Below are 20,063 nucleotides of genomic sequence, written 5' to 3' on the forward strand. Positions count from 1 at the left end.
GGTTACCTTTTCCGTCGCGAGCAATACTATACCGTATTCTGACTAGCCAGCTGCGCGAGACGCGCCCGAACCCTGCGCCTTTTGAATGCTTGAAGAAATGCCCATCTGTGGAGCTAAAAGGCAGCTTTGATGCGATCATGGCGCCGCCTAACGTACATAGACGGGGATTAAGATGAAGCGGAGTACTTGGACCCTCTGGGCCATCGCAGGGGCGGGACTGGCTTTTGTAGCGGTAGACCAGTTGATTAAGCTCGCTGCATTGGCTCAACTTGCAGCAACCTCCTATCGACTAGGCACCTCTAGCCTATGGATGGATGTGGTCCTGAGTCTGAATCCTGGCGCCTTCCTCAGCATCGGTCAGGATCTGCCGCCGACAGTGAAATCAGTGATTTTCCTTTGCGCGCTGGCAGCTGTGGCAGCCGTTATCTACTGGGCACTCTCGCATTGGAAGCAGTCCCCAGGTCGCTCGGCGGCTTTGTATCTGATCGCTCTTGGAGGCGGTTCGAATCTCATCGATAGATTCTTTCGCGAAGGCCACGTTGTCGACTACCTGGTCCTGAACCTAGGTTCACTCCATACGGGCGTCTTCAACCTCGCAGACGTGGCGATCATGGCAGGTGTGGCCTACCTGGCCCTGTCAGGATTTTCGAAAGAACAGAAGACGCTAGCCTGATCTGCGGGGCAGCGACCAGCGCAGTTATCTGCGGCTAGCCACGGAAGCAAAATGCGATCACATATAGGGCAGCATTCAGGCTCGTCCCGTCTTACTCGCCAGTCCAGCACTGCGGTGAGCAGCACCAGGCTAAAGGGCTAGTTGCCTAATAGCCTATCGACTTGAGCCGCAAAGGCATCAACCAAAAAAGGCTCCGTCAGCAGCCATCTCAGATCCGAGCTGCCCTTCGTCCTGAAAGGCCACAGCGGCATAGCCGGTGAGGAAAAGCACCTTGAGCGCCGGGCGCGCCGTCTGACCGGGCTTTCACCGGAGCCGCGGTTTACCGTGAGTGGCTGTCCAGTGGTACCCGCTGCTAGCTGCCATCGATCAACCCGCGCAATAACTGCGAGCTCGTGGACGACAGCGAGGCCCTGGAAGCTGCCTGGGCCAACTGCGCTGGCCAGGTCGATATGGTCTATGACGCTCAGCAGGCCCACCCATGAACAAGCCCGAGAGCCTGCGCGCTCACTTGCTCGGCGCCGTGCCGGAGCTGCACCACAGCCCTGACCAGCTACTGGTCTTCGACGACAAGGGCAAGCTGCGCTGCACCGCCGCGGCCAGCCTATCCTGGGAGTACGGCTACAAGCTGCAGATCATCCTCGCCGACTTCGCCGGCCATCTGGAGCCCGTGATGCTGCCGCTGCTGGCCTGGTCAGGGCGAACCAGTCCGAGCTCCTGGTCAACCTGGACAAGTCCGCCCAGGGCATCGGCTTCGAGGCCGACATCCTGGACAACTCCAAGGTGGACCTGGCCATCACCCTGCCGCTCACCGAGCGCGTGGTCGTCAAGCATCAGCCCGATAGCACCTACCAGCTCAGCCACGCACCGGAGCCGCAATACACCGAGTACCAAGAGCCGGCCACCTGGCAGGTCTTTACCGGCGGCGAGCTGCTCGCCGAGTGGCAGTCCGGATCCGCCGGCGACGCCCTCGCCCTGGAAACACCTATCCCGGGCCGTAGCCGTGGCTGACCTCGAGGCGCTGGAGACTTGGCTTTCGCCGCTGCTGCAGAAGCTGGATGGACGTAGTCGGGCGCAGCTGGCACGCAAGGCCGCCCAACAGATCCGCCACAGCCAGCAACAACGCATTCGTGCTCAGAAGAACCCCGATGGCTCGCCCTATGCCCCGCGCAAGCCGCGGGAACTGCGTGGAAAGAAGGGGCGGGTCAAGGGAAGATGTTCGAGAAGCTCAGAATGGCACGATATCTTAGGGGAAAAGGGACCCCGCAGGAGGTAGTGGTGGGCTTTGCAGGACGGGTTTCGCGGATCGCTCGTGTCCATCAGTATGGTCTGAAAGATCGAGCAGAGCGTGAGGCGCCAACGATTCACTATGCGCAGCGCGAGATCTTAGGGCTTGCGACAAAGGATCTGACGGTATTGAGAGACTTTATTTCGGACCGCATCACCATCGATTAAGATATTCCAGTCTCATAAAAAATCGCATAAGATCCAGCTTGGGCTGTCCAAGGCTCGCAATTCTGAGATGTATTCGTCTCGGCTTGTAGTGCTTTTACCTTTGACTCTCTGCGAGAGCAGTCTGCCGCCAATGTGTCATGGCGGGGTTGGAGCCTTGGGCAGCCCTTCTGCCTTAGACATAGGATAGTCCTCTTGGCAAAGCCTGACGAGTTTCTAGATCTTCCTCTTCAGCCACCTATAAAAATCAAAAACAACAAAGAATTAGCTGATTTTTTAGAAATCAAAGTCAATAAGCTGACTTATTATGCTTACCACCTCGATGACCGAAAAAAATACACCACTTTTGAAATAAAAAAAAGAAGCGGCGGGCTTAGAAAGATCGATGCCCCAATTAAGGGCTTGAAGGATATTCATAGGCAAGTCCTTTTAAAACTCGATCCTTACTACAAACCAAGATCATGCGTATTTGCTTACATCAAAAAGCGTGGAATCGTAGAGAACGCTGATTTGCACAAGGGTCAAAGATGGATCCTACGCATAGACCTTGTAGACTTTTTCAACACAATCACATTTGAAAGGCTCAAAGGGCTCTTTGCGAGCCAACCATTTTCGATGTCCGAAAATGCCTCTCGAACACTTAGCATGATCTGCACTAAAGATGGCCATCTCACTCAGGGCTCACCTGTAAGCCCTCTACTCAGCAATATTATTTGTCGCGGCCTGGATTACAAACTGAAAGAGATATCGGCGAAGAACAAATGCTATTACTCCAGATATGCCGACGACATTTTTATTTCCAATAATGGCGCAATTTTTCCAAATGCTATTGCCGAAAAGAAAAGCGATGGATCTGTTGAACTGAACCCCCAAATATTATCAACAATTTATGATGCAGGATTCTCACCCAACAAAGAAAAAATCACTCTCAGAAGCCGGGCCGAAAGACAAATAGTAGCAGGGGGTTATTGTTAACAGAAAAACAAATACACCTCGAGAATACATCAAAAGCATCCGAGCAACCCTCTAATCTTGGCGCAAATATGGCTTAGAGAGCGCAGAGGAATACTGGCTTAAGCATATCTTTCGCCAAAGTCCCCATGGGGATAATCAGCCAAGAATGCGATGGGTACTTCGTGGGCAAATCAACCACGTCGGCCATGTCAAAGGCTATAGCGATCCGGTTTACATTGGGCTAGCCAAGAAGCTCAAAAGTCTTGACCCCACCTTCAAATTCAACGAGCAGAATGCTATTGATTTCGTTAGGGAGGAAATCCACATCTATTCCGAGGGTATTACAGACAGAAAACACCTTGAAAACGCTTTACTATCCCTCAAGTCTCAAGGACTGTTTACCGAGCTCAATCTAGTATTCAGAGAAACTTCGACTGACAGTAAGAAACAAGGAAGCGCCGCTCTTAGATCACTTTGCGAGACGTTATGTGCCGCAACTCAAAAACACCTGACAATCTGCCTATTCGACAGAGACGAAAAAGAAATAACTGAGTCAATGGGCGGCTCCACCAGAACATATAAAGATCATGGAAATAATGTTTGGAGTCTAATTATACCCGCACCTGAATTTCGAACCTTAACATCTTTTTGCATAGAACACTTATATAGAGATGAACAGCTTTATCAGTACGACCAAGAGGGCCGACGGCTATATTCCAATTCAGAATTTGACGACAATCAATGCCACCGGGATCCCGACAAATTAGTATTCCAAAAGCATCCAAACAAAAAAGCACTCATACTGGACGACGCAGTAATTGACATTACTACAAAAACAAATGTAGCACTCCCAAAAAATAAGTTCGCAGATTATATATCATCAAAAACCGCGCCATTCGACGACATGGATTTTAGCGGCTTTATACCTACCTTTGATCAAATTATTGAGATCGCAGCGCGATACACGTCGAATAAATAGATCCTCGACTTTGTAGATCCTAACGTTACATAAGCAGACTACTGCGCGCCTCACATTACAAAGCCATCCTCCGCGGCATGACCGACATCGCCGCCCTCTCCCGCCTCATCGAGAACCTGATCCGCCTCGGCACCATCGCCGAGGTCGACCATGGCAGTCTCCAAGACAAGCGCCCTTCCCGGGTTCGGGTTCAGAGCAGCGAGCTGCTGACCGGCTGGCTGCCCTGGCCCGCCCTGCGCGCTGGCACCACCCGCGACTTGGATCCGCACACCTTGGGCGAGCAGGTCTTGGTCCTCAGCCCGAGCGGTCAGACCGCCCAGTGCATCTCCATCACCGGCCTGTTTAGCGCCCTCATTCCTGCCAACGGCGATCGCGCCTACCCGCACCGCCGCACCTACCCGGACGGCGCCGTCGTCGAGTACGACAGCGAGGCCCAACGCCCGCGCCATCCTACCCGCCAGCGGCGTCATAGATCTGGCCAGACCTGGCGGCATCAAGATCGTGGGCCCTACCGGCCACCAGGGAATAGATCAGCAGCGTAAGCGCTGCTGGGCAAGGCGATAGCCAACGCAGATGCTGGCGCGCAGTCATGCAGCTAAAAATCTGAGGCTTTCATCGCACTAGTCGCTTCAGCTGTACGCCACAGAAGCTGGGACGGTCGCCGCTCGATCAGAAACCCGGGATTCTTGATAGACTGTTTCCCTCTCGCGGCGCAGTCGGATTAGGGCATAAACATTCACGCCCTAGCGCTTTCTCGCCGTGCCATCCTTCCCGTCTGCCACCGAGTGCCACACGTTTTTTCCGAGTGCTTAGATTCAGCACTAAGCCGGGGAAAGCACGCTGAATCGGGGCAAAACAGTGCTACACACGAAGTCTCCGAATGCTTGCCACAACCGCCCTACCGCCAGCAACCACGCGCCTTGAGCCGTCCCGCCGCTTCTCCGTGGCGCCCATGATGGACTGGACGGACCGTCACTGCCGCTATTTCCACCGCCTGCTGTCCCAGCATGCCCTGCTCTATACCGAGATGGTCACCACCGGCGCCTTGCTGCATGGCGATGCCCAGCGCTTCCTGCGCCATGACGAGACCGAGCATCCCCTGGCGCTGCAGCTGGGTGGCAGCGTGCCGGCCGAGTTGGCCGCCGCGGCGCGGCTGGGTGAGCAGGCGGGGTATGACGAGATCAATCTGAACGTCGGCTGCCCCAGCGACCGGGTGCAGAACAACATGATCGGCGCCTGCCTGATGGCCTATCCCGAGCGGGTGGCCGACAGCGTCAAGGCGATGCGCGATGCCGTGGCCATCCCGGTGACGGTCAAGCACCGCATCGGCATCTCCGGGCGGGACAGCTACGACGCCCTGCGGGACTTCGTCGGCCAGGTTGCCGAGGCCGGTTGCCGCAGCTTCACCGTACACGCGCGCATCGCCATCCTCGAAGGGCTGTCGCCCAAGCAGAATCGCGAGATCCCGCCGCTGCGCTACGATGTGGCCGCGCAGCTGGTGCAGGATTTTCCGGATCTCGAGTTCATCCTGAATGGCGGCATCAAGACCCTGGACACCTGCCGCGAGCAGCTGGAGGTCTTCGATGGGGTGATGCTGGGTCGCGAGGCCTACCAGAATCCCTATCTGCTGGCCGAGGTGGATGCGGCGCTCTACGGCTGCGACCGTCCGCAACAGACCCGCCATGACGTCATGCTGCAACTGCGGCCCTATGTCGAGGCGCATCTGCAACAGGGTGGCCTCATCCACCACGTCACCCGCCATATCCTGGGCCTGGCGCAGGGGTTTCCCGGCGCGCGGCGCTTCCGTCAACTGCTGTCCACCGATCTGCATCGCAGCCCTGAACCGCTGCGCCTGTATGACGAGGCCACTGAACTTCTCAGGGGCCACTGAGTCACGTCTCCACGATGTCCATTCGCTAACCGAAGGAAAGACCTGCCATGAGCAAGCTGGAACAACTCAAGCAATACACCACGGTCGTCGCCGATACCGGCGATCTGGACGCCATCGCCCGCCTCAAGCCCTACGACGCCACCACCAACCCGTCGCTGCTGCTCAAGGCCGCTGCCCTGCCCCGCTACGAAGAGCACCTGCAGGCCGCCTTCAGCGGCGCCAATGGTGACATCGGCCTGGCCTGCGATCGCTTCGCCGTGGCCGTCGGTGGCGAGATTCTCAAGCTGATCCCTGGTCGCATCTCCACCGAGGTGGACGCGCGCCTGTCCTTCGACACCAGCGCCACCCTGGATCGCGCCCACCGCCTGATCGAGCTGTACGAGAAGGCCGGCATCGGCAAGGATCGCGTGCTGATCAAGATCGCCTCCACCTGGGAAGGCATCCGCGCCGCCGAGCAACTGGAGAAGGAAGGCATCCAGACCAACCTGACCCTGCTGTTCTCCTTCGCCCAGGCCGCCGCGTGCGCCGACGCCGGCGTGTTCCTGATCTCGCCCTTCGTCGGTCGCATCTACGACTGGTACAAGAAGGCCGAAGGCCGTGACTACGAAGGCGCGGAAGATCCGGGCGTGAAGTCCGTGACCCGCATCTACCAGTACTACAAGGCCAATGGCTACGACACCGTGGTGATGGGTGCCAGCTTCCGCAACCTGAACCAGATCGAGCAGTTGGCCGGCTGCGACCGCCTGACCATCAGCCCCGAGTTGCTGCAGCAGCTGTCGGAAGCCCAGGGCGACCTGCCGCGCGTGCTGACCGCCGACAGCAAGGGCGGTGAGCCCAAGCAGCAGCTGAACGAGGCGGCCTTCCGCTGGGCGCACAACGAAGACGCCATGGCCACCGAAAAGCTGGCCGAAGGCATTCGCCAGTTCGCGCGCGATCAGGAAAAGCTGGAAGTGCTGCTGCCCGGCAAGCGCTAAGAGCTGACGCGGTCAGTGCCTTTCGAGGGCACTGACCAGATCGCGAAAGGCATTGCGGTTGGATTCATTGAGGCCCATCAACACCCGATGGGCTTCAAGCACGCGACTGCGCACCTCGGCTTCGGACTGGTCCTGCGGTGGCAGGTCGGTCAGGCAATCCGGGCAAGGCAATACGGTCTCGACGATATTGAACACCTGATCGAAGCCCATGGAATCCAGCAGGCGCAGGATGTCCGGGTTGTTGGTGGTCAGCATGGGCAGCAGCCCGATGCGCTGCCGCGACAGGATCGACAGCTTGGCCAGCAGGCCCAGCGTGGTGCTGTCGATGCTCTGCGTCTCGGTCAGATCGATGACGATGGACGAGAAATTCAGCGACGAGAAGATGTGCTCGATGGTCGCGTCCAGCGCCGAGCAGAGGGTCAGACGCACCTCGCCGGTAAACTTCAGGACGAAGGTGCCATCCTGCTCGGCAAATTGGATTTTTCCGGTGCTCATGCCAGGTTCCTGCTCAACACCAGCAAAGCGATATCGTCGGGCATCTCGGTGACGGATGCCAGATCCAGGGCTTCGCTCAGGCCTGCCAGTGTACCGCCAGCGCGGCGGACGTAGTCGGGCAAGCTTTGTTCTTTCTCTTTCAAATTGTCTCCCGGCAGCAGGTCGAAGATGCCATCCGAAAAGAGGGTCAGGCTGAAACGCTCGGGCAGATCCATCTGGTGGTCATTGTAGGCCGCCTCCTGGAACAGGCCGACCGGCAGCCCCTTGCCGACCAGGAACCGCGTTTCTTCCGGGGTATGCAGGACCGGCAAGGGCAGATGGCCACCGATGCTGTACGCCAGGGTACCCGTGGTTTCGTCGATGACGCCACCCAGCATGGTCACGTGCTTGCCCAATTTGCAATCCAGTAGACCCCTGTTGATGTGGCCGAGCACATCCGAGGGCTTGAATTCGGGCAGGGTGCCGTTGCGCTTGGACTCGTAGAGCAGGCGCGTGGTCATGAACTTGAGCAGCACGGTCACGAAGGCCGACGAGGCGCCATGGCCGGAGACGTCGGCCAGATAGAAGGCGACGCGGTGCTCGTCGATGCGAAAGTAGTCGACGAAATCGCCGGACAGGTACAGCGAAGGGATGATCTCGTGGGCGAAGTTCAGCCCCTCAGTTTCCCAGGGCGTCACCGGCAGCATGTTCATCTGCACGTGGCGTCCGGCGTTCTGGTCTTCCTGCAACAGGCTCAGACTGGCCTGCAGCTCACGATTGGTGTTTTCCAGCTTGACCCGGTAGCGATCGTTTTCCAGGCGCAGGCGGGCGCGATCCAGGGCACGGTTGACCGAGTGCTCGAGCACCATCAGGTCTTCCAGCGGCTTGATCAGGTAATCGGCGGCGCCCAGGCGCAGGGCTTCCACGACGTCACTCATGACACCGGCGCCGGACAGTACCAGCACCGGCGTATCGATGGACAGCTCGCTGATGCGGCGCAGCAGCGTCAGCCCATCGACCTGCGGCATGCGCAGGTCGCAGATGATGAGGTCGGGCTGTTCGCGCTCGAACATTTCCAGGCCCTGCTGGCCATTGCTGGCCTGCAGAACATTGAAGCCACTGTCTTCGAGATAGTCGGCGAGACTGAGGCGAACCACCTCGTCATCGTCAATGATCAAGAGCGTGGCAGGCGAATTAGACATAGAGGATCCAGGCATGCACCCGAACGGCAAACCGGCGGACAGGATCCGACACGGGCCACGGTGATTACGACACGGCGGAGACACTACTCCCATCCACCGGGGCGTTCAAGCTTGCCAACCGGATGGAATTTCTTTACAGGGTGCCTTTATGGAGTTTATACCTCCAACAAACCACCTTCCATCCTCCCAAGCAGTAGGATTGCCATGAGTACCATCGACCGTTCTTACAGTGAAAAGCGCGATTTCATTCGCATGCACGTCGACTCCCAGGCCGTATTGAAGGTCGGCGACGCCTCCTTCGAGGCGCGCTGCGTCGATCTGTCCAGCACCGGTTTCCAGATCGAGGCCGCCACCCGCCTGCAGGTCGGCGACAAGGTAACCGTGCTCATCCCCTCCAGCCATGCCGAACTCCCCGGCCTGGAAGCGGACGCCGAGGTCCTGCGGGTCCAGGCCACCGATTCGGGCAAGCAGCTGCTGGGCCTGTCGGTGCTGGAAATGCGCTAGGCGCTTTGGCTACAAAAAAGGCAGCCCTTGGGCTGCCTTTTTCATTGGGGCCGGGACTAGAAGTCGTCGACCACCTGGCCATCCTTGACCTTGAACTCACGGGTCTGCAGGTAGGCGTTGCGAATGAACACGTACTTGTCGCCGGTGATCAGGCGCTCGGCCTGCAGCAAACCGGCGCGGGTGTCGACGGTGCTGAGGGCGAAGGCGCTGTTGCGTACGGCGACATCGTCCACATAGGGATAGGCGCTGGTGTAGCTGTCCGGGATGCGACCGAGGCCGTCACGCACGCTGCTGGGGCCGAAGAACGGCAGGACCAGGTAGGGACCGCTGCTCGCACCCCACTTGCCCAGGGTCTGGCCAAAGTCTTCGTCGTTGCGCTGCAGGCCGGCCTTGGTGGCCACGTCGACCAGGCCGAGACCACCCAGGGTGGTGTTCATCAGCAGGCGCGCGGTATCGACCCCGGCGTGCTCGACCTTGCCTTGCAGCAGATCGTTGGCCAGGTTGCGCACATCACCCAAATTGTTGAAGAAGTTGCTCACGCCGGTCTGCACGAAGCCGGGCGTGAAGCGCTGATAGCCTTGGGCGACCGGCTTGAGGGCATAGGTGTCCAGGGTATCGTTGAACACGAAGATCTTGCGGTTGAAGCCTTCCCAGGGATCGGGATTCTCGGCTTCGGCCGCCATCGCCTGACCGGCAAACGTCAGGGCCGTTGCAAGGAGCGCTCCCCAGACCCTGGAACCACGTCGCTCGACCGTCATCGCTTCTCTCCTCGTTGAACTCAGACGCCTGAAAGGCGCCGATTATAGTCATAGCTTTGCCAGTTTGGCTTAGGGCCAGGCTCAGTCACTCGATCTTTGACCCAACGTTGCGGTCAAAGAGTCCGGACACAGGAGAAACGCCATGACCACCTCTCATCTGCAGGAACAACTCGACCACCTCCGCCATCAGCTGGACCAGGACCCACCCGCCTCGCCCGAGGACCGGGAGGAACTGGAACTGCTGATCCGGGACATCGAATTCCAGCTGGCCAACGAAGATGCCACCCATACCCGGGATGGCAGTCTGGTGGAAGGCGTCAATCTGGCCGTAGAGCGCTTCGAGGTCAGTCACCCAACCATGGCCGGCACGCTCCGCTCGATCATGAACAGCCTGAGCAGCATGGGCATCTGATCACTGCCGAACGTAACGCTCCGCGGCGGGCTGGATGGCGTCACTGCTTCGGTAGGGATTGATGTCCAGCCCGCCACGCCGCACATAGCGGGCGAACACGGTCAGCTTCGCCGGCTTGAGCAGCCGCCACAGATCCAGATAGATGCGCTCGACGCACTGCTCGTGGAAATCCGCATGCTGGCGGAAGGCGACCAGGTAGCGCAGCAGACTAGCCGCCTCCAGTGCCAACCCCTCTTCGTACTCGATCACCACGGTGCCCCAGTCCGGCTGGCCGGTCACCGGGCAATTCGACTTGAGCAAGTGGCTGTAAAACCTCTGACTATCCCGGGCTTCACCCACGCTCAGCAGTTCAGGCTGCGGGTGGGCGTAGCGATCCAGGCCGATATCCAGGTCATCGACGCACTGGCCATCGGGGCGTTGCATACCACGGGCCGCCCAGTCGTCCAGCGACACCAGGCTGACACCGACGGTCCCCCCGGCAGCGGCGCTCAGGTCCCTGACCAGCACGGCTTCGACGTCGGCCAGGCTGGCGAACGCCGACTGGTTCAGGGAATTGAGGTAGAGCTTGAAGGACTTGGACTCGATGATGTTCGGCGAATCGGCAGGAATGGCGAATTCGCCGATGGCCACCACCGGCTTGCCGGACGGCAGCAGCCAGGACAGCTCGTAGCAGGTCCAGATGTCCACGCCGCGAAACGGCAGGCCCTGCCCGTCCAGCCCCAGCTCCGCCCACTTGGGCGCCCGCGGGATCGGATACAGCAGCTCCGGGGCATACTGGCTGACGTACTCGGTGCTTTTGCCCAGGGGCGATTGTTCTACGCTATGCATGACGCTCAGACACTCAATGACGCATGCCGCGCCCGCTCACGAGCAGACGGATGCTGACCAGATAAAGCACGACCACGGCGACCAGCATGAAGGCGATCGCCACCCCGATGCGGATGTCGGACACCCCGAGGATGCCGTAGCGGAAGGCGTTGACCATGTGCAGGATCGGATTGACCAGGGACACCTTCTGCCAGAAGGCCGGCAGCAGGTCGATGGAATAGAAGACCCCGCCCAGGTAGGTCAGGGGCGTCAGCACGAAGGTCGGCACGATGGAGATGTCGTCGAAGTTGCGCGCGTAAACGGCGTTGATGAAGCCGCCCAGGGCGAAGATCGCCGCGGTGAGGATGATCACCAGCAGCATGATGCCCAGGTGGTGCACCTGCATGTGGGTAAAGAACAGCGACAGCACGCTGACGATGGCCGCCACGGCCAGGCCACGCAGGATGCCGCCCATGGCATAGCCGATGAGGATGACGTGGGGCGACACCGGCGAGACCAGCAGTTCTTCCACCGAGCGCTGGAACTTGCTGCTGAAGAAGCTGGAGACCACGTTGCTGTAGGCGTTGGTGATCACCGACATCATGATCAGGCCCGGCACGATGTACTGCATGTAGGTGAAGCCACCCATGCCGCCGATTCGATTGCCGATCAGGTTACCGAAGATCACGAAGTACAGGACCATGGTGATCGCCGGAGGCAGCAGTGTCTGCGCCCAGATGCGGGTGAAGCGGCGCACTTCGCGATGGACGATGGTCCGCAGCGCCACCAGGTTGGCTTGGAATTCGGTACTCATCGGGCGACCTTGGCTAGATTCTTTTCCACCAGGGAGACAAACAGCTCCTCCAGGCGATTGGCTTTGTTTCTCAGGCTCTGCACCTGGATGCCGGCGGCGTCCAGCTGGCGGAACAGGGCATTGACCCCGCTGGCCTTGTCGATGGCCACCTCGAAGGAGTGATCGCCCAGCAGCCGGGTCGGATAGCCTTCCAGTTGCGGCGCCGCCGTCAGCGGCTGGACCACGTCGACGATGAAGGTCTCGACATTGAGCTTCTGCAGCAGCTTGCGCATGCTGGTGTGCTCGACCAGCTCGCCATGGTCGATGATGGCGATGTTGCGGCAGAGCTGTTCGGCCTCTTCGAGATAGTGGGTGGTGAGGATGATGCTGGTCCCCTGCCCGTTCAGCTCGGTGAGGAAATTCCACATGGAGCGGCGCAGCTCGATGTCCACGCCGGCGGTGGGTTCGTCGAGGATCAGCAGGCGCGGCTTGTGGATCAGGGCGCGGGCGATCATCAAGCGCCGCTTCATGCCACCGGAGAGCATGCGCGAGGGGGTGTCACGCTTGTCCCACAGGCCGAGCTGGGTCAGGTACTCCTCGGCCCGCTCGCCGGCGATCCGCGCCGGGATGCCGTAGTAGCCCGCCTGGGTCACCAGGATGTCGAAGGCCTTCTCGAACTGGTTGAAGTTGAATTCCTGGGGCACCACGCCGAGGCAGCGCTTGAGGCCCGCCGGATCCTTGTCCAGGTCGTTGCCGAACACCGAGACTTCGCCGCCGGACTTGTTGACCAGGGTCGAGAGGATGCCGATGGTGGTCGACTTGCCCGCTCCGTTGGGACCGAGCAGCGCGAAGAAATCGCCTTCGACCACGTCGAGGTCGATGCCCTTGAGCGCGGTGAAGCCGTTGTTGTAGGTCTTGGTCAGACCACGAATGGAGAGAGCTAGACTCATGTGCCTCCCGGCAAGAACTGATTCGCAAAGAAAAGTGCTACTTCCTATAACCCCGGCAGAGGGCAAAGGTTCGATCCTAGTCGAACCAGACAACGTCGGACAGTGCCCCTATACTGCGCAGCCGCTTTTTCAGGAGACACCCATGGCCACTTCCTATCTCGCCCACCACGTTGCCCTCCTCGCCCAGCTGCGTGCGGTCCTGGCCGACGTCGGCGCGGCCGAGCAGGTGCCCTCGGAGAACCACGCGCTGTTCCTCGACCGCTTCGACGAACTGGTCGCCGGCCTGCCGCGGGCGCCCGAAGAGTACGCCTATCTCGGCCAGGACCTGCTCAGCCAGATCTTCAGCCGCTATCCGCAGATCGCTCATCGGGTGCCGCGCGACCTGCTGTGGTTCTTTGGCGGCGATTGCCTGCACTTCATGCCGGACGAAGAGCTGGCGCTCTACCAGCGACTGGACGAGCGTCGCCACGAAGCGGAATCCCGCGGCGAGGCCTTCGACTGGGCGCAGGAACAGCGCCTGATGGCCCTGCCGGACGACGCCGCGCGCCACTGAAACGCCGAAGGGCTATCGAATCGGTCGATAGCCCTTCGTACCCGCAACACGCGCTATCTCTAGTAGTAGGCGTTTTCGCGGTTGGTGTGGTCGGTGACGTCGCGCACGGCGGTGAGCTCGGGGATCCGCTCCAGCAGGGTGCGCTCGACGCCATCCTTGAGGGTCAGATCGACCTGGCCACAGCCCTGGCAGCCGCCGCCGAAGCGCAGGACCGCGACATTGTCGTCGACGATGTCCACCAGGCTGACCATGCCACCGTGGCTGGCGAGCCCCGGATTGATCTCGGTCTGCAGGTAGTAGTCGACGCGCTCGTTGAGCGGGCTGTCCTCGTTGACCATGGGCACCTTGGCGTTGGGCGCCTTGATGGTCAGCTGGCCGCCCATGCGGTCGGTGGCGTAGTCCACCAGGGCGTCTTCCAGGAAGGGCTGGCTGATGGCGTCGATATAGGCAGTAAAGCTCTTCAGCCCGATAGGCTGGTCATCGGGCTTCTCTTCGCCGGGCTTGCAGTAGGCGATGCAGGTCTCGGCGTACTGGGTGCCGGGCTGGGTAATGAAGATCCGGATACCGATCCCGGGGGTATTCTGCTTTTCCAACAGGTCGGCCAGGTAATCCTGAGCCGCGTCGGTAATGGTGATGGCGCTCATGGTCACTCCTCAACAGGTGTGACAAGTTTACGCCACCCCACCCCTCGACGAAAGCCCTAGTGAAACAGTCGGATAATCGTCTCAGTCGAGGCGGTGCACGAAACTGGTCACCCGGTTGCGCCCATTGTGCTTGGATTCGTACAGGGCCTTGTCTGCCTGCTGGATCATCTGCTCGTGATTGCCCAGGGGCACCGACAGATCGGTGATGCCAACACTGATGGTGAAGGCGATGGGCGTCCCCAGCACGTCGAGCCGCATGGCCTCGACCGCCTCGCGCAGGCGTTCGGCGAGCAACCGGGCGCCTTCCACCGCCGTGTCCAGCAGCACCACGCCGAATTCCTCGCCGCCGTAGCGTCCGGCGATGTCGGCATTGCGCACATGGGTCTTGATCACCCCGGCCAGCGCCTTGATCGCCTGATCGCCGACGGCATGACCATAGGTGTCGTTGATGCGCTTGAAGTGATCGATGTCGAGCATCATCAGCGCCAGGCGACCGCCATAGCGCTGGTGGCGGGCGAACTCCTCGGTGAGGCGCTCTTCCCAGTAACCACGGTTGGCCAGACCGGTGAGGCGATCGGTACGCGACAGTTCCTGCAGCTTGTCGTTGGAGAGCTCCAGTTGCCGCTTATTGATGGCGACATCGGTGACATCGTAGATCACCACGCAGATGTGGGCGATGGCACCGGTGGAATCCCGCAGCGGCAGCAGGGTGACGTTCTGGTACATGAAGGCTTCCACGCCGGTGATCGGCTGGTAGCTCTTGAAGTGCACCAGGTAGGGCCGCTGTTCCCAGATGGAAAAGGCCCGGGTACCCAGCAGCACCACGCTCTCGGCCTTGGCGCGAAACCAGGCCTCGTCGATTTCGGCGAAGACGGCGAACAGCGACTGCTGGCTGACCTCGCTGAGGATCCGTCCGGAATGGTTTTCCATGAAGCTGTTCCAGACCTCGATGCGGTAGTCGAGGTCCAGCACCACCACGCCGACATCGATGTTCTGCACGATGTCCAGCAGCCAGTGGAGTTCGTTGATATCGATCTGTGCCGCCATGCTCAACTCATCAGGTAGCCGATCTTGCGGGTGATACGCTTCACCGAATCCTCGGTGAACAGCAGCAGCAGATCGAAGTGGACGTTATGGCCTTCCAGGCTGTAGCTGAGTTCGACCGCCAGGGTCTTCTTCCAGCGGGTCTTGTTGACGACGATGAGTTCGTCGATGGACGCATGGTGGCCGAGGATGGTCGGATGACCCTGGGAAAAGCGGATGTCGAACTGCTCGGCGATGCCGGCCAGGCAGGCGCCGATGATGATGCTCGACAGATCCAGCAGCATCTCGATGTCACCGGACTCCCCTGCCTCGCGCCAGCGCACCAGCTTGGCCATGTCGTCGAATTCGGAGTCGTGGAAGATCAGCAGCGCTTCGCCGGCGATACCCTCGCCGATATAGCCCTGGCAGACCGCACTGAGGCGATCCTCGCGCTGGGCGTCCACCAGCGTCATGTGCAGCTCGCTGACTTCAAGGATATTGACGTTGGGAATCGGCAGCTGGACGAAGACATCCAGCGCCTTGGCCAGCAGCGCGCCGGCCCGACCCATGGAAACGTTGACCACCTCGCGGAAGGCGTCGCGGAAGCTCACCTCCAGCTCGGGACGCACAACCGGTTCCGGCAGCGCCGCAGGGCTGGGGCTATAGAGACCATGGCGCTCGAGCACCGCGGCCAGTTCGGCGGGATCGGCCGGCTTGCGCAGAAAGTCCAGGGCGCCCAGTTCGCGCACCCGGGCCACCGCCTGGTCCTGGACGTCGCCGGAGACGACGATCACCTTGACCGCCAGGCCTTCGTTGCGAATGGCCGCCAGGGTGCCGTAGCCGTCCAGGATCGGCATGGTCAGGTCCAGCAGCATCACCTGACCCAGCCCCTGGCGCAGCGCCGTGAGGGCTTCCTCGCCATTGGTGGCCTGGGTGATGGATACCGCCCAGCCTTCGGGCAGGGAGCGAACCAGCTGCTTGCGCGCCATGTTCGAGTCGTCGCATATCACCAGAGGAATCACGGCCACCTTCCATGACACTGTTTTGACGCACAGTAAACGTCGGTCAATTGCCAGTAAAGCAGCACTTGAAGGCCTTGCCCACCAGACGCGCCAGATCGTCAGACGTTTTCGCCATGAAAGACTCGCCGACCCTGCATGAGCGCTGTTCATCATGGACCGTCGCCAATACCGGGGCAGGCGCCGGCTTTTGCTATGCTGCCACCCTTTGTCCAGCGTCTCTTCATCTCTGTGGAATGCCCATGACCGATCGCAGCTCTCGCCTCGCCGCCCTCCGCCACGCCCTCGCGCAGCGCATCCTCATCCTCGACGGCGGCATGGGCACCATGATCCAGAGCTATCGGCTGGAAGAAGCGGACTACCGTGGCGAGCGTTTCGCCGACTGGCCGAGCGACGTCAAGGGCAACAACGATCTGCTGCTGCTGACCCAGCCGAAGATCATCGCCGAGATCGAGAAGGCCTACCTGGATGCCGGCGCCGACATCCTGGAAACCAATACCTTCAATGCCACGCGCGTCTCCCAGGCCGACTACGGCATGGAGGCCATCACCTATGAGCTGAACCTGGCCGGCGCCCGGGTCGCCCGCGAGGTGGCCGACGCCAAGACCCTGGAGACCCCGGATCGTCCACGTTTCGTCGCCGGGGTGCTCGGCCCGACCAGTCGGACCTGCTCCATCTCTCCGGACGTCAACAACCCCGGCTATCGCAATGTCACCTTCGACGAGCTGGTGGAGAACTACACCGAGGCCACCCGCGGCCTGATCGAAGGGGGCGCCGACCTCATCCTGATCGAGACCATCTTCGACACCCTCAACGCCAAGGCGGCCATCTTCGCGGTCCAGGGCGTGTTCGAGGAGGTTGGCGTCGAGTTGCCGATCATGATCTCCGGCACCATCACCGACGCCTCCGGCCGCACCCTGTCCGGCCAGACCACCGAGGCCTTCTGGAACTCGGTACGCCACGCCCAGCCGATTTCCGTCGGTCTCAACTGCGCCCTGGGGGCCAAGGAATTGCGGCCCTATGTCGAGGAACTGGCGACCAAGGCCGACACCTTCGTCTCCGCTCACCCCAACGCCGGCCTGCCCAATGCCTTCGGCGAATACGATGAAAGCCCCGCGCAGATGGCGGCGGTGGTCGAGGAATTCGCCGCCAGCGGCCTGCTCAACATCGTCGGTGGCTGCTGTGGTACCACCCCGGCGCATATCCAGGCCATCGCCGAGGCGGTCGCCAAGCATCCGCCGCGCCAGCTGCCCGAGATTCCCAAGGCCTGCCGCCTCTCCGGCCTGGAGCCCTTCACCATCAGCCGCGACTCGCTGTTCGTCAACGTCGGCGAGCGTACCAACATCACCGGCTCGGCCAAGTTCGCCCGGCTGATCCGCGAAGAGAACTACGCCGAGGCCCTGGAAGTGGCCCAGCAGCAGGTGGAAGCCGGCGCCCAGGTCATCGACATCAACATGGACGAGGGCATGCTGGATTCGAAGGCGGCCATGGTCACCTTCCTCAACCTGATCGCCTCCGAACCGGATATCTCCCGAGTGCCGATCATGATCGACTCCTCCAAGTGGGAGGTGATCGAGGCCGGTCTCAAGTGCATCCAGGGCAAGGGCATCGTCAACTCCATCTCCATGAAGGAAGGCGTCGAGGCCTTCATCCATCACGCCAAGCTGTGCAAGAGATACGGCGCGGCGGTGGTGGTCATGGCCTTCGACGAAGACGGCCAGGCCGACACCGAGGCGCGCAAGAACGAGATCTGCGCGCGCTCCTACGACATCCTGGTCAACCAGGTCGGCTTCCCGCCGGAAGACATCATCTTCGACCCCAACATCTTCGCCGTGGCGACCGGGATCGAGGAGCACAACAACTACGCGGTCGACTTCATCAACGCCTGCGCCTTCATCCGCGACAACCTGCCCTACGCCCTGACCTCGGGCGGCGTGTCCAACGTCTCCTTCTCCTTCCGCGGCAACAACCCGGTGCGCGAGGCCATCCACTCGGTCTTCCTCTACCACGCCATCCAGAACGGCCTGACCATGGGCATCGTCAACGCCGGTCAGCTGGAGATCTATGACGAGATCCCGGCCGCCCTGCGCGAGCGGGTCGAAGACGTGGTGCTCAACCGTACCCCGGCCGGCACCGATGCCCTGCTGGCCATCGCCGACGACTACAAGGGCGGCGGCGCGGTCAAGGAGGCCGAGACCGAGGAATGGCGTGGCCTGCCGGTGGACAAACGCCTGGAGCATGCGCTGGTCAAGGGCATCACCACCTATATCGTCGAGGACACCGAGGAATGCCGGCAGCAGTGCGCGCGGCCCATCGAGGTTATCGAAGGCCCGCTGATGAGCGGCATGAACGTGGTCGGCGACCTGTTCGGCTCGGGCAAGATGTTCCTGCCCCAGGTGGTCAAGTCCGCCCGGGTGATGAAGCAGGCGGTGGCGCACCTGATCCCCTTCATCGAGGCGGAAAAAGGCGACAAGCCCGAAGCCAAGGGCAAGATCCTCATGGCCACGGTCAAGGGCGACGTCCACGACATCGGCAAGAACATCGTCGGCGTGGTCTTGGGCTGCAACGGCTATGACATCGTCGACCTGGGCGTCATGGTCCCGGCGGAAAAGATCCTGCAGACCGCCATCGCCGAGAAGTGCGACATCATCGGCCTGTCCGGCCTGATCACCCCCTCGCTGGACGAGATGGTCCATGTCGCCAAGGAGATGCAGCGCCAGGGCTTCACCCTGCCCTTGATGATCGGCGGCGCCACCACCTCCAAGGCCCATACCGCGGTCAAGATCGAGCCGCAGTACCAGAACGATGCCGTGGTCTATGTCACCGACGCCTCCCGCGCCGTGGGCGTAGCCACTCAGCTGCTGTCCAAGGAACTAAAGGCCGGCTTCGTCGAGCGCACCCGCGCCGACTACGTCGAGGTCCGCGAGCGCACCGCCAATCGCAGCGCCCGCACCGAACGCCTGTCCTATGCGAAGGCGGTGGCCAACAAGCCGGCCTTCAACTGGCTCGGCTACCAGCCGCCCACGCCCAGCTTCACCGGCACCCGGGTACTGGAAGACATCGACTTGGCAGTCCTGGCCGAGTACATCGACTGGACGCCCTTCTTCATCTCCTGGGACCTGGCCGGCAAATATCCGCGCATCCTCACCGACGAAGTGGTGGGGGAAGCGGCCACCGCGCTGTTCCACGACGCCCAGGCCATGCTCAGGAAGCTGATCGACGAGAAGCTGATCAAGGCCCGCGCCGTATTCGGCTTCTGGCCGGCCAACCAGGTGCGCGACGACGACCTGGAGGTCTATGGCGAGGACGGCCAGCCGCTGGCCACCCTGCACCACCTGCGCCAGCAGACCATCAAGCCCGAGGGCAAGCCCAATCTGTCCCTGGCCGACTTCGTCGCGCCCAAGGAAACGGGCGTGACCGACTACATGGGCGGCTTCATCGTCACCGCCGGCATCGGCGCCGAGGAGCTGGCCAAGGACTACGAACGCAAGGGCGACGACTACAACTCCATCATGGTCAAGGCCCTGGCCGACCGCCTCGCCGAGGCCTGCGCCGAGTGGCTGCACGCGCAGGTGCGCAAGGAGTACTGGGGCTATGCCGCGGACGAGACCCTGGACAACGAGGCGCTGATCCGCGAGCAGTACAAGGGCATCCGCCCCGCTCCCGGCTACCCGGCCTGCCCCGACCATACCGAGAAGGCCACCCTCTTCAAGCTGCTGGACCCCGAGGCCCGCTTCAACGAGGCCGGTCGCAGCGGCGTCTTTCTCACCGAGCACTACGCCATGTTCCCCGCCGCCGCCGTCAGTGGCTGGTACTTCGCCCATCCCGAGGCCCAGTACTTCGCCGTGGGCAAGATCGACCGGGATCAGGTGGACAGCTACACCGAGCGCAAGGGCCAGGAGCTGGCGGTGACGGAGCGCTGGCTGGCGCCGAATCTGGGGTACGACAACTAGCCTGGCAGACGCCTCAGGTAACAAAAACGCGGCCCTTTTCGCGGGCGTCCC

At 61.1% G+C, this 20,063-nt stretch carries 19 protein-coding genes and 3 pseudogenes; 13 read left to right on the forward strand and 9 right to left on the reverse strand.

Annotation, left to right across the window (positions count from 1 at the left end; translation table 11 throughout):
- Nucleotides 1-172: 172 nt before the first annotated feature.
- The 9 genes and pseudogenes from lspA (at nt 173) to tal (ending at nt 6,920) form a co-directional block, all read left to right on the forward strand.
- Nucleotides 173-673: a signal peptidase II gene (gene lspA, locus QKY98_RS07515; protein ID WP_284670609.1), complete on the forward strand. Its 501-nt coding sequence runs from the start codon at nt 173-175 to the stop codon at nt 671-673.
- Between the two features lie 303 nt (nt 674-976).
- Nucleotides 977-1,155, forward strand: a pseudogene (lysC, locus tag QKY98_RS07520) (Rz1-like lysis system protein LysC); the annotation flags it as partial.
- A pseudogene (locus QKY98_RS07525) lies at nt 1,152-1,681 on the forward strand (phage tail protein). The pseudogenes lysC and QKY98_RS07525, both read left to right, overlap by 4 nt.
- Nucleotides 1,674-2,125, forward strand: a pseudogene (locus QKY98_RS07530) (phage virion morphogenesis protein). The pseudogenes QKY98_RS07525 and QKY98_RS07530 overlap by 8 nt, the downstream one beginning before the upstream one ends.
- Before the next feature lie 192 nt (nt 2,126-2,317).
- Nucleotides 2,318-3,097 carry a reverse transcriptase family protein gene (locus QKY98_RS07535; RefSeq protein WP_284670610.1) on the forward strand — a complete coding sequence of 260 codons (780 nt, stop codon included), beginning with the start codon at nt 2,318-2,320 and terminating at the stop codon, nt 3,095-3,097.
- Nucleotides 3,098-3,242: 145 nt separating this feature from the next.
- Nucleotides 3,243-4,055, forward strand: coding sequence for a hypothetical protein (locus QKY98_RS07540; RefSeq protein ID WP_284670611.1), 813 nt, complete (start codon nt 3,243-3,245; stop codon nt 4,053-4,055).
- A gap of 77 nt (nt 4,056-4,132) precedes the next feature.
- On the forward strand, nt 4,133-4,597 hold the full coding sequence (locus QKY98_RS07545; RefSeq protein ID WP_309545655.1) for a phage baseplate assembly protein V: 465 nt from the start codon (nt 4,133-4,135) through the stop codon (nt 4,595-4,597).
- 338 nt (nt 4,598-4,935) lie between these two features.
- Nucleotides 4,936-5,946, forward strand: coding sequence for a tRNA dihydrouridine(20/20a) synthase DusA (gene dusA, locus QKY98_RS07550; RefSeq protein ID WP_284670612.1), 1,011 nt, complete (start codon nt 4,936-4,938; stop codon nt 5,944-5,946).
- A gap of 47 nt (nt 5,947-5,993) precedes the next feature.
- Nucleotides 5,994-6,920, forward strand: a complete 927-nt coding sequence (gene tal / locus QKY98_RS07555) for a transaldolase (RefSeq protein WP_027599427.1) — start codon at nt 5,994-5,996, stop codon at nt 6,918-6,920.
- 12 nt (nt 6,921-6,932) lie between these two features.
- On the opposite strand, the gene rssC is transcribed toward tal, so the two are convergent.
- On the reverse strand, nt 6,933-7,415 hold the full coding sequence (rssC, locus tag QKY98_RS07560; RefSeq protein ID WP_007158388.1) for an anti-sigma factor antagonist RssC: 483 nt from the start codon (nt 7,413-7,415) through the stop codon (nt 6,933-6,935).
- A complete protein-coding gene (gene rssB, locus QKY98_RS07565; protein WP_284670613.1) occupies nt 7,412-8,596 on the reverse strand; it encodes a two-component system response regulator RssB in 1,185 nt (394 codons plus the stop codon). The genes rssC and rssB overlap by 4 nt, the downstream gene beginning before the upstream one ends.
- 204 nt (nt 8,597-8,800) lie before the next feature.
- On the opposite strand from rssB, the gene QKY98_RS07570 reads away from it, so the two are divergent.
- Nucleotides 8,801-9,100, forward strand: coding sequence for a PilZ domain-containing protein (locus QKY98_RS07570; RefSeq protein WP_144944946.1), 300 nt, complete (start codon nt 8,801-8,803; stop codon nt 9,098-9,100).
- A 56-nt stretch (nt 9,101-9,156) separates the two neighbouring features.
- Here QKY98_RS07570 and QKY98_RS07575 read toward each other — a convergent pair whose 3' ends face one another.
- Entirely contained in the window at nt 9,157-9,783 is a 627-nt protein-coding gene (locus QKY98_RS07575; protein ID WP_376781520.1) for an MlaA family lipoprotein, read from the reverse strand.
- A gap of 217 nt (nt 9,784-10,000) precedes the next feature.
- Here QKY98_RS07575 and QKY98_RS07580 point away from each other — a divergent pair, with 217 nt between their 5' ends.
- Nucleotides 10,001-10,270 carry a DUF4404 family protein gene (locus QKY98_RS07580; RefSeq protein WP_007158392.1) on the forward strand — a complete coding sequence of 90 codons (270 nt, stop codon included), beginning with the start codon at nt 10,001-10,003 and terminating at the stop codon, nt 10,268-10,270.
- Here QKY98_RS07580 and queF read toward each other — a convergent pair whose 3' ends face one another.
- From queF to QKY98_RS07595, 3 genes are read right to left on the reverse strand one after another with little or no spacing between them, the layout of a single operon-like run.
- On the reverse strand, nt 10,271-11,098 hold the full coding sequence (gene queF / locus QKY98_RS07585; protein WP_284670614.1) for an NADPH-dependent 7-cyano-7-deazaguanine reductase QueF: 828 nt from the start codon (nt 11,096-11,098) through the stop codon (nt 10,271-10,273).
- A 13-nt stretch (nt 11,099-11,111) separates the two neighbouring features.
- Nucleotides 11,112-11,891, reverse strand: coding sequence for an ABC transporter permease (locus tag QKY98_RS07590; protein WP_027599433.1), 780 nt, complete (start codon nt 11,889-11,891; stop codon nt 11,112-11,114).
- Nucleotides 11,888-12,820 (reverse strand): ABC transporter ATP-binding protein, encoded by a 933-nt coding sequence (locus QKY98_RS07595; protein ID WP_027599434.1) that lies wholly within the window; start codon nt 12,818-12,820, stop codon nt 11,888-11,890. The genes QKY98_RS07590 and QKY98_RS07595 overlap by 4 nt, the downstream gene beginning before the upstream one ends.
- Before the next feature lie 142 nt (nt 12,821-12,962).
- Between QKY98_RS07595 and QKY98_RS07600 the strand changes: the two genes are divergently transcribed.
- A complete protein-coding gene (locus QKY98_RS07600) occupies nt 12,963-13,373 on the forward strand; it encodes a PA2817 family protein (RefSeq protein WP_284670615.1) in 411 nt (136 codons plus the stop codon).
- Nucleotides 13,374-13,432: 59 nt separating this feature from the next.
- Here QKY98_RS07600 and nfuA read toward each other — a convergent pair whose 3' ends face one another.
- The 3 genes from nfuA to QKY98_RS07615 all read right to left on the reverse strand — a co-directional run bounded on the left by nfuA (nt 13,433) and on the right by QKY98_RS07615 (nt 16,068).
- Nucleotides 13,433-14,017 (reverse strand): Fe-S biogenesis protein NfuA, encoded by a 585-nt coding sequence (gene nfuA / locus QKY98_RS07605; protein WP_007158397.1) that lies wholly within the window; start codon nt 14,015-14,017, stop codon nt 13,433-13,435.
- Nucleotides 14,018-14,098: 81 nt separating this feature from the next.
- Nucleotides 14,099-15,064, reverse strand: coding sequence for a sensor domain-containing diguanylate cyclase (locus QKY98_RS07610; protein ID WP_042134048.1), 966 nt, complete (start codon nt 15,062-15,064; stop codon nt 14,099-14,101).
- Between the two features lie 2 nt (nt 15,065-15,066).
- Nucleotides 15,067-16,068 (reverse strand): response regulator, encoded by a 1,002-nt coding sequence (locus QKY98_RS07615; protein ID WP_115945666.1) that lies wholly within the window; start codon nt 16,066-16,068, stop codon nt 15,067-15,069.
- A 233-nt stretch (nt 16,069-16,301) separates the two neighbouring features.
- Between QKY98_RS07615 and metH the strand changes: the two genes are divergently transcribed.
- The gene (gene metH / locus QKY98_RS07620) at nt 16,302-20,012 is read left to right on the forward strand and encodes a methionine synthase (RefSeq protein WP_284670616.1); all 3,711 of its coding nucleotides are present in this window, start codon (nt 16,302-16,304) and stop codon (nt 20,010-20,012) included.
- Nucleotides 20,013-20,063: the final 51 nt, after the last annotated feature.

Origin of the sequence: Pseudomonas sp. HR1, assembly GCF_030175875.1 — a bacterium.
GTDB lineage: Bacteria > Pseudomonadota > Gammaproteobacteria > Pseudomonadales > Pseudomonadaceae > Chryseomonas > Chryseomonas oryzihabitans.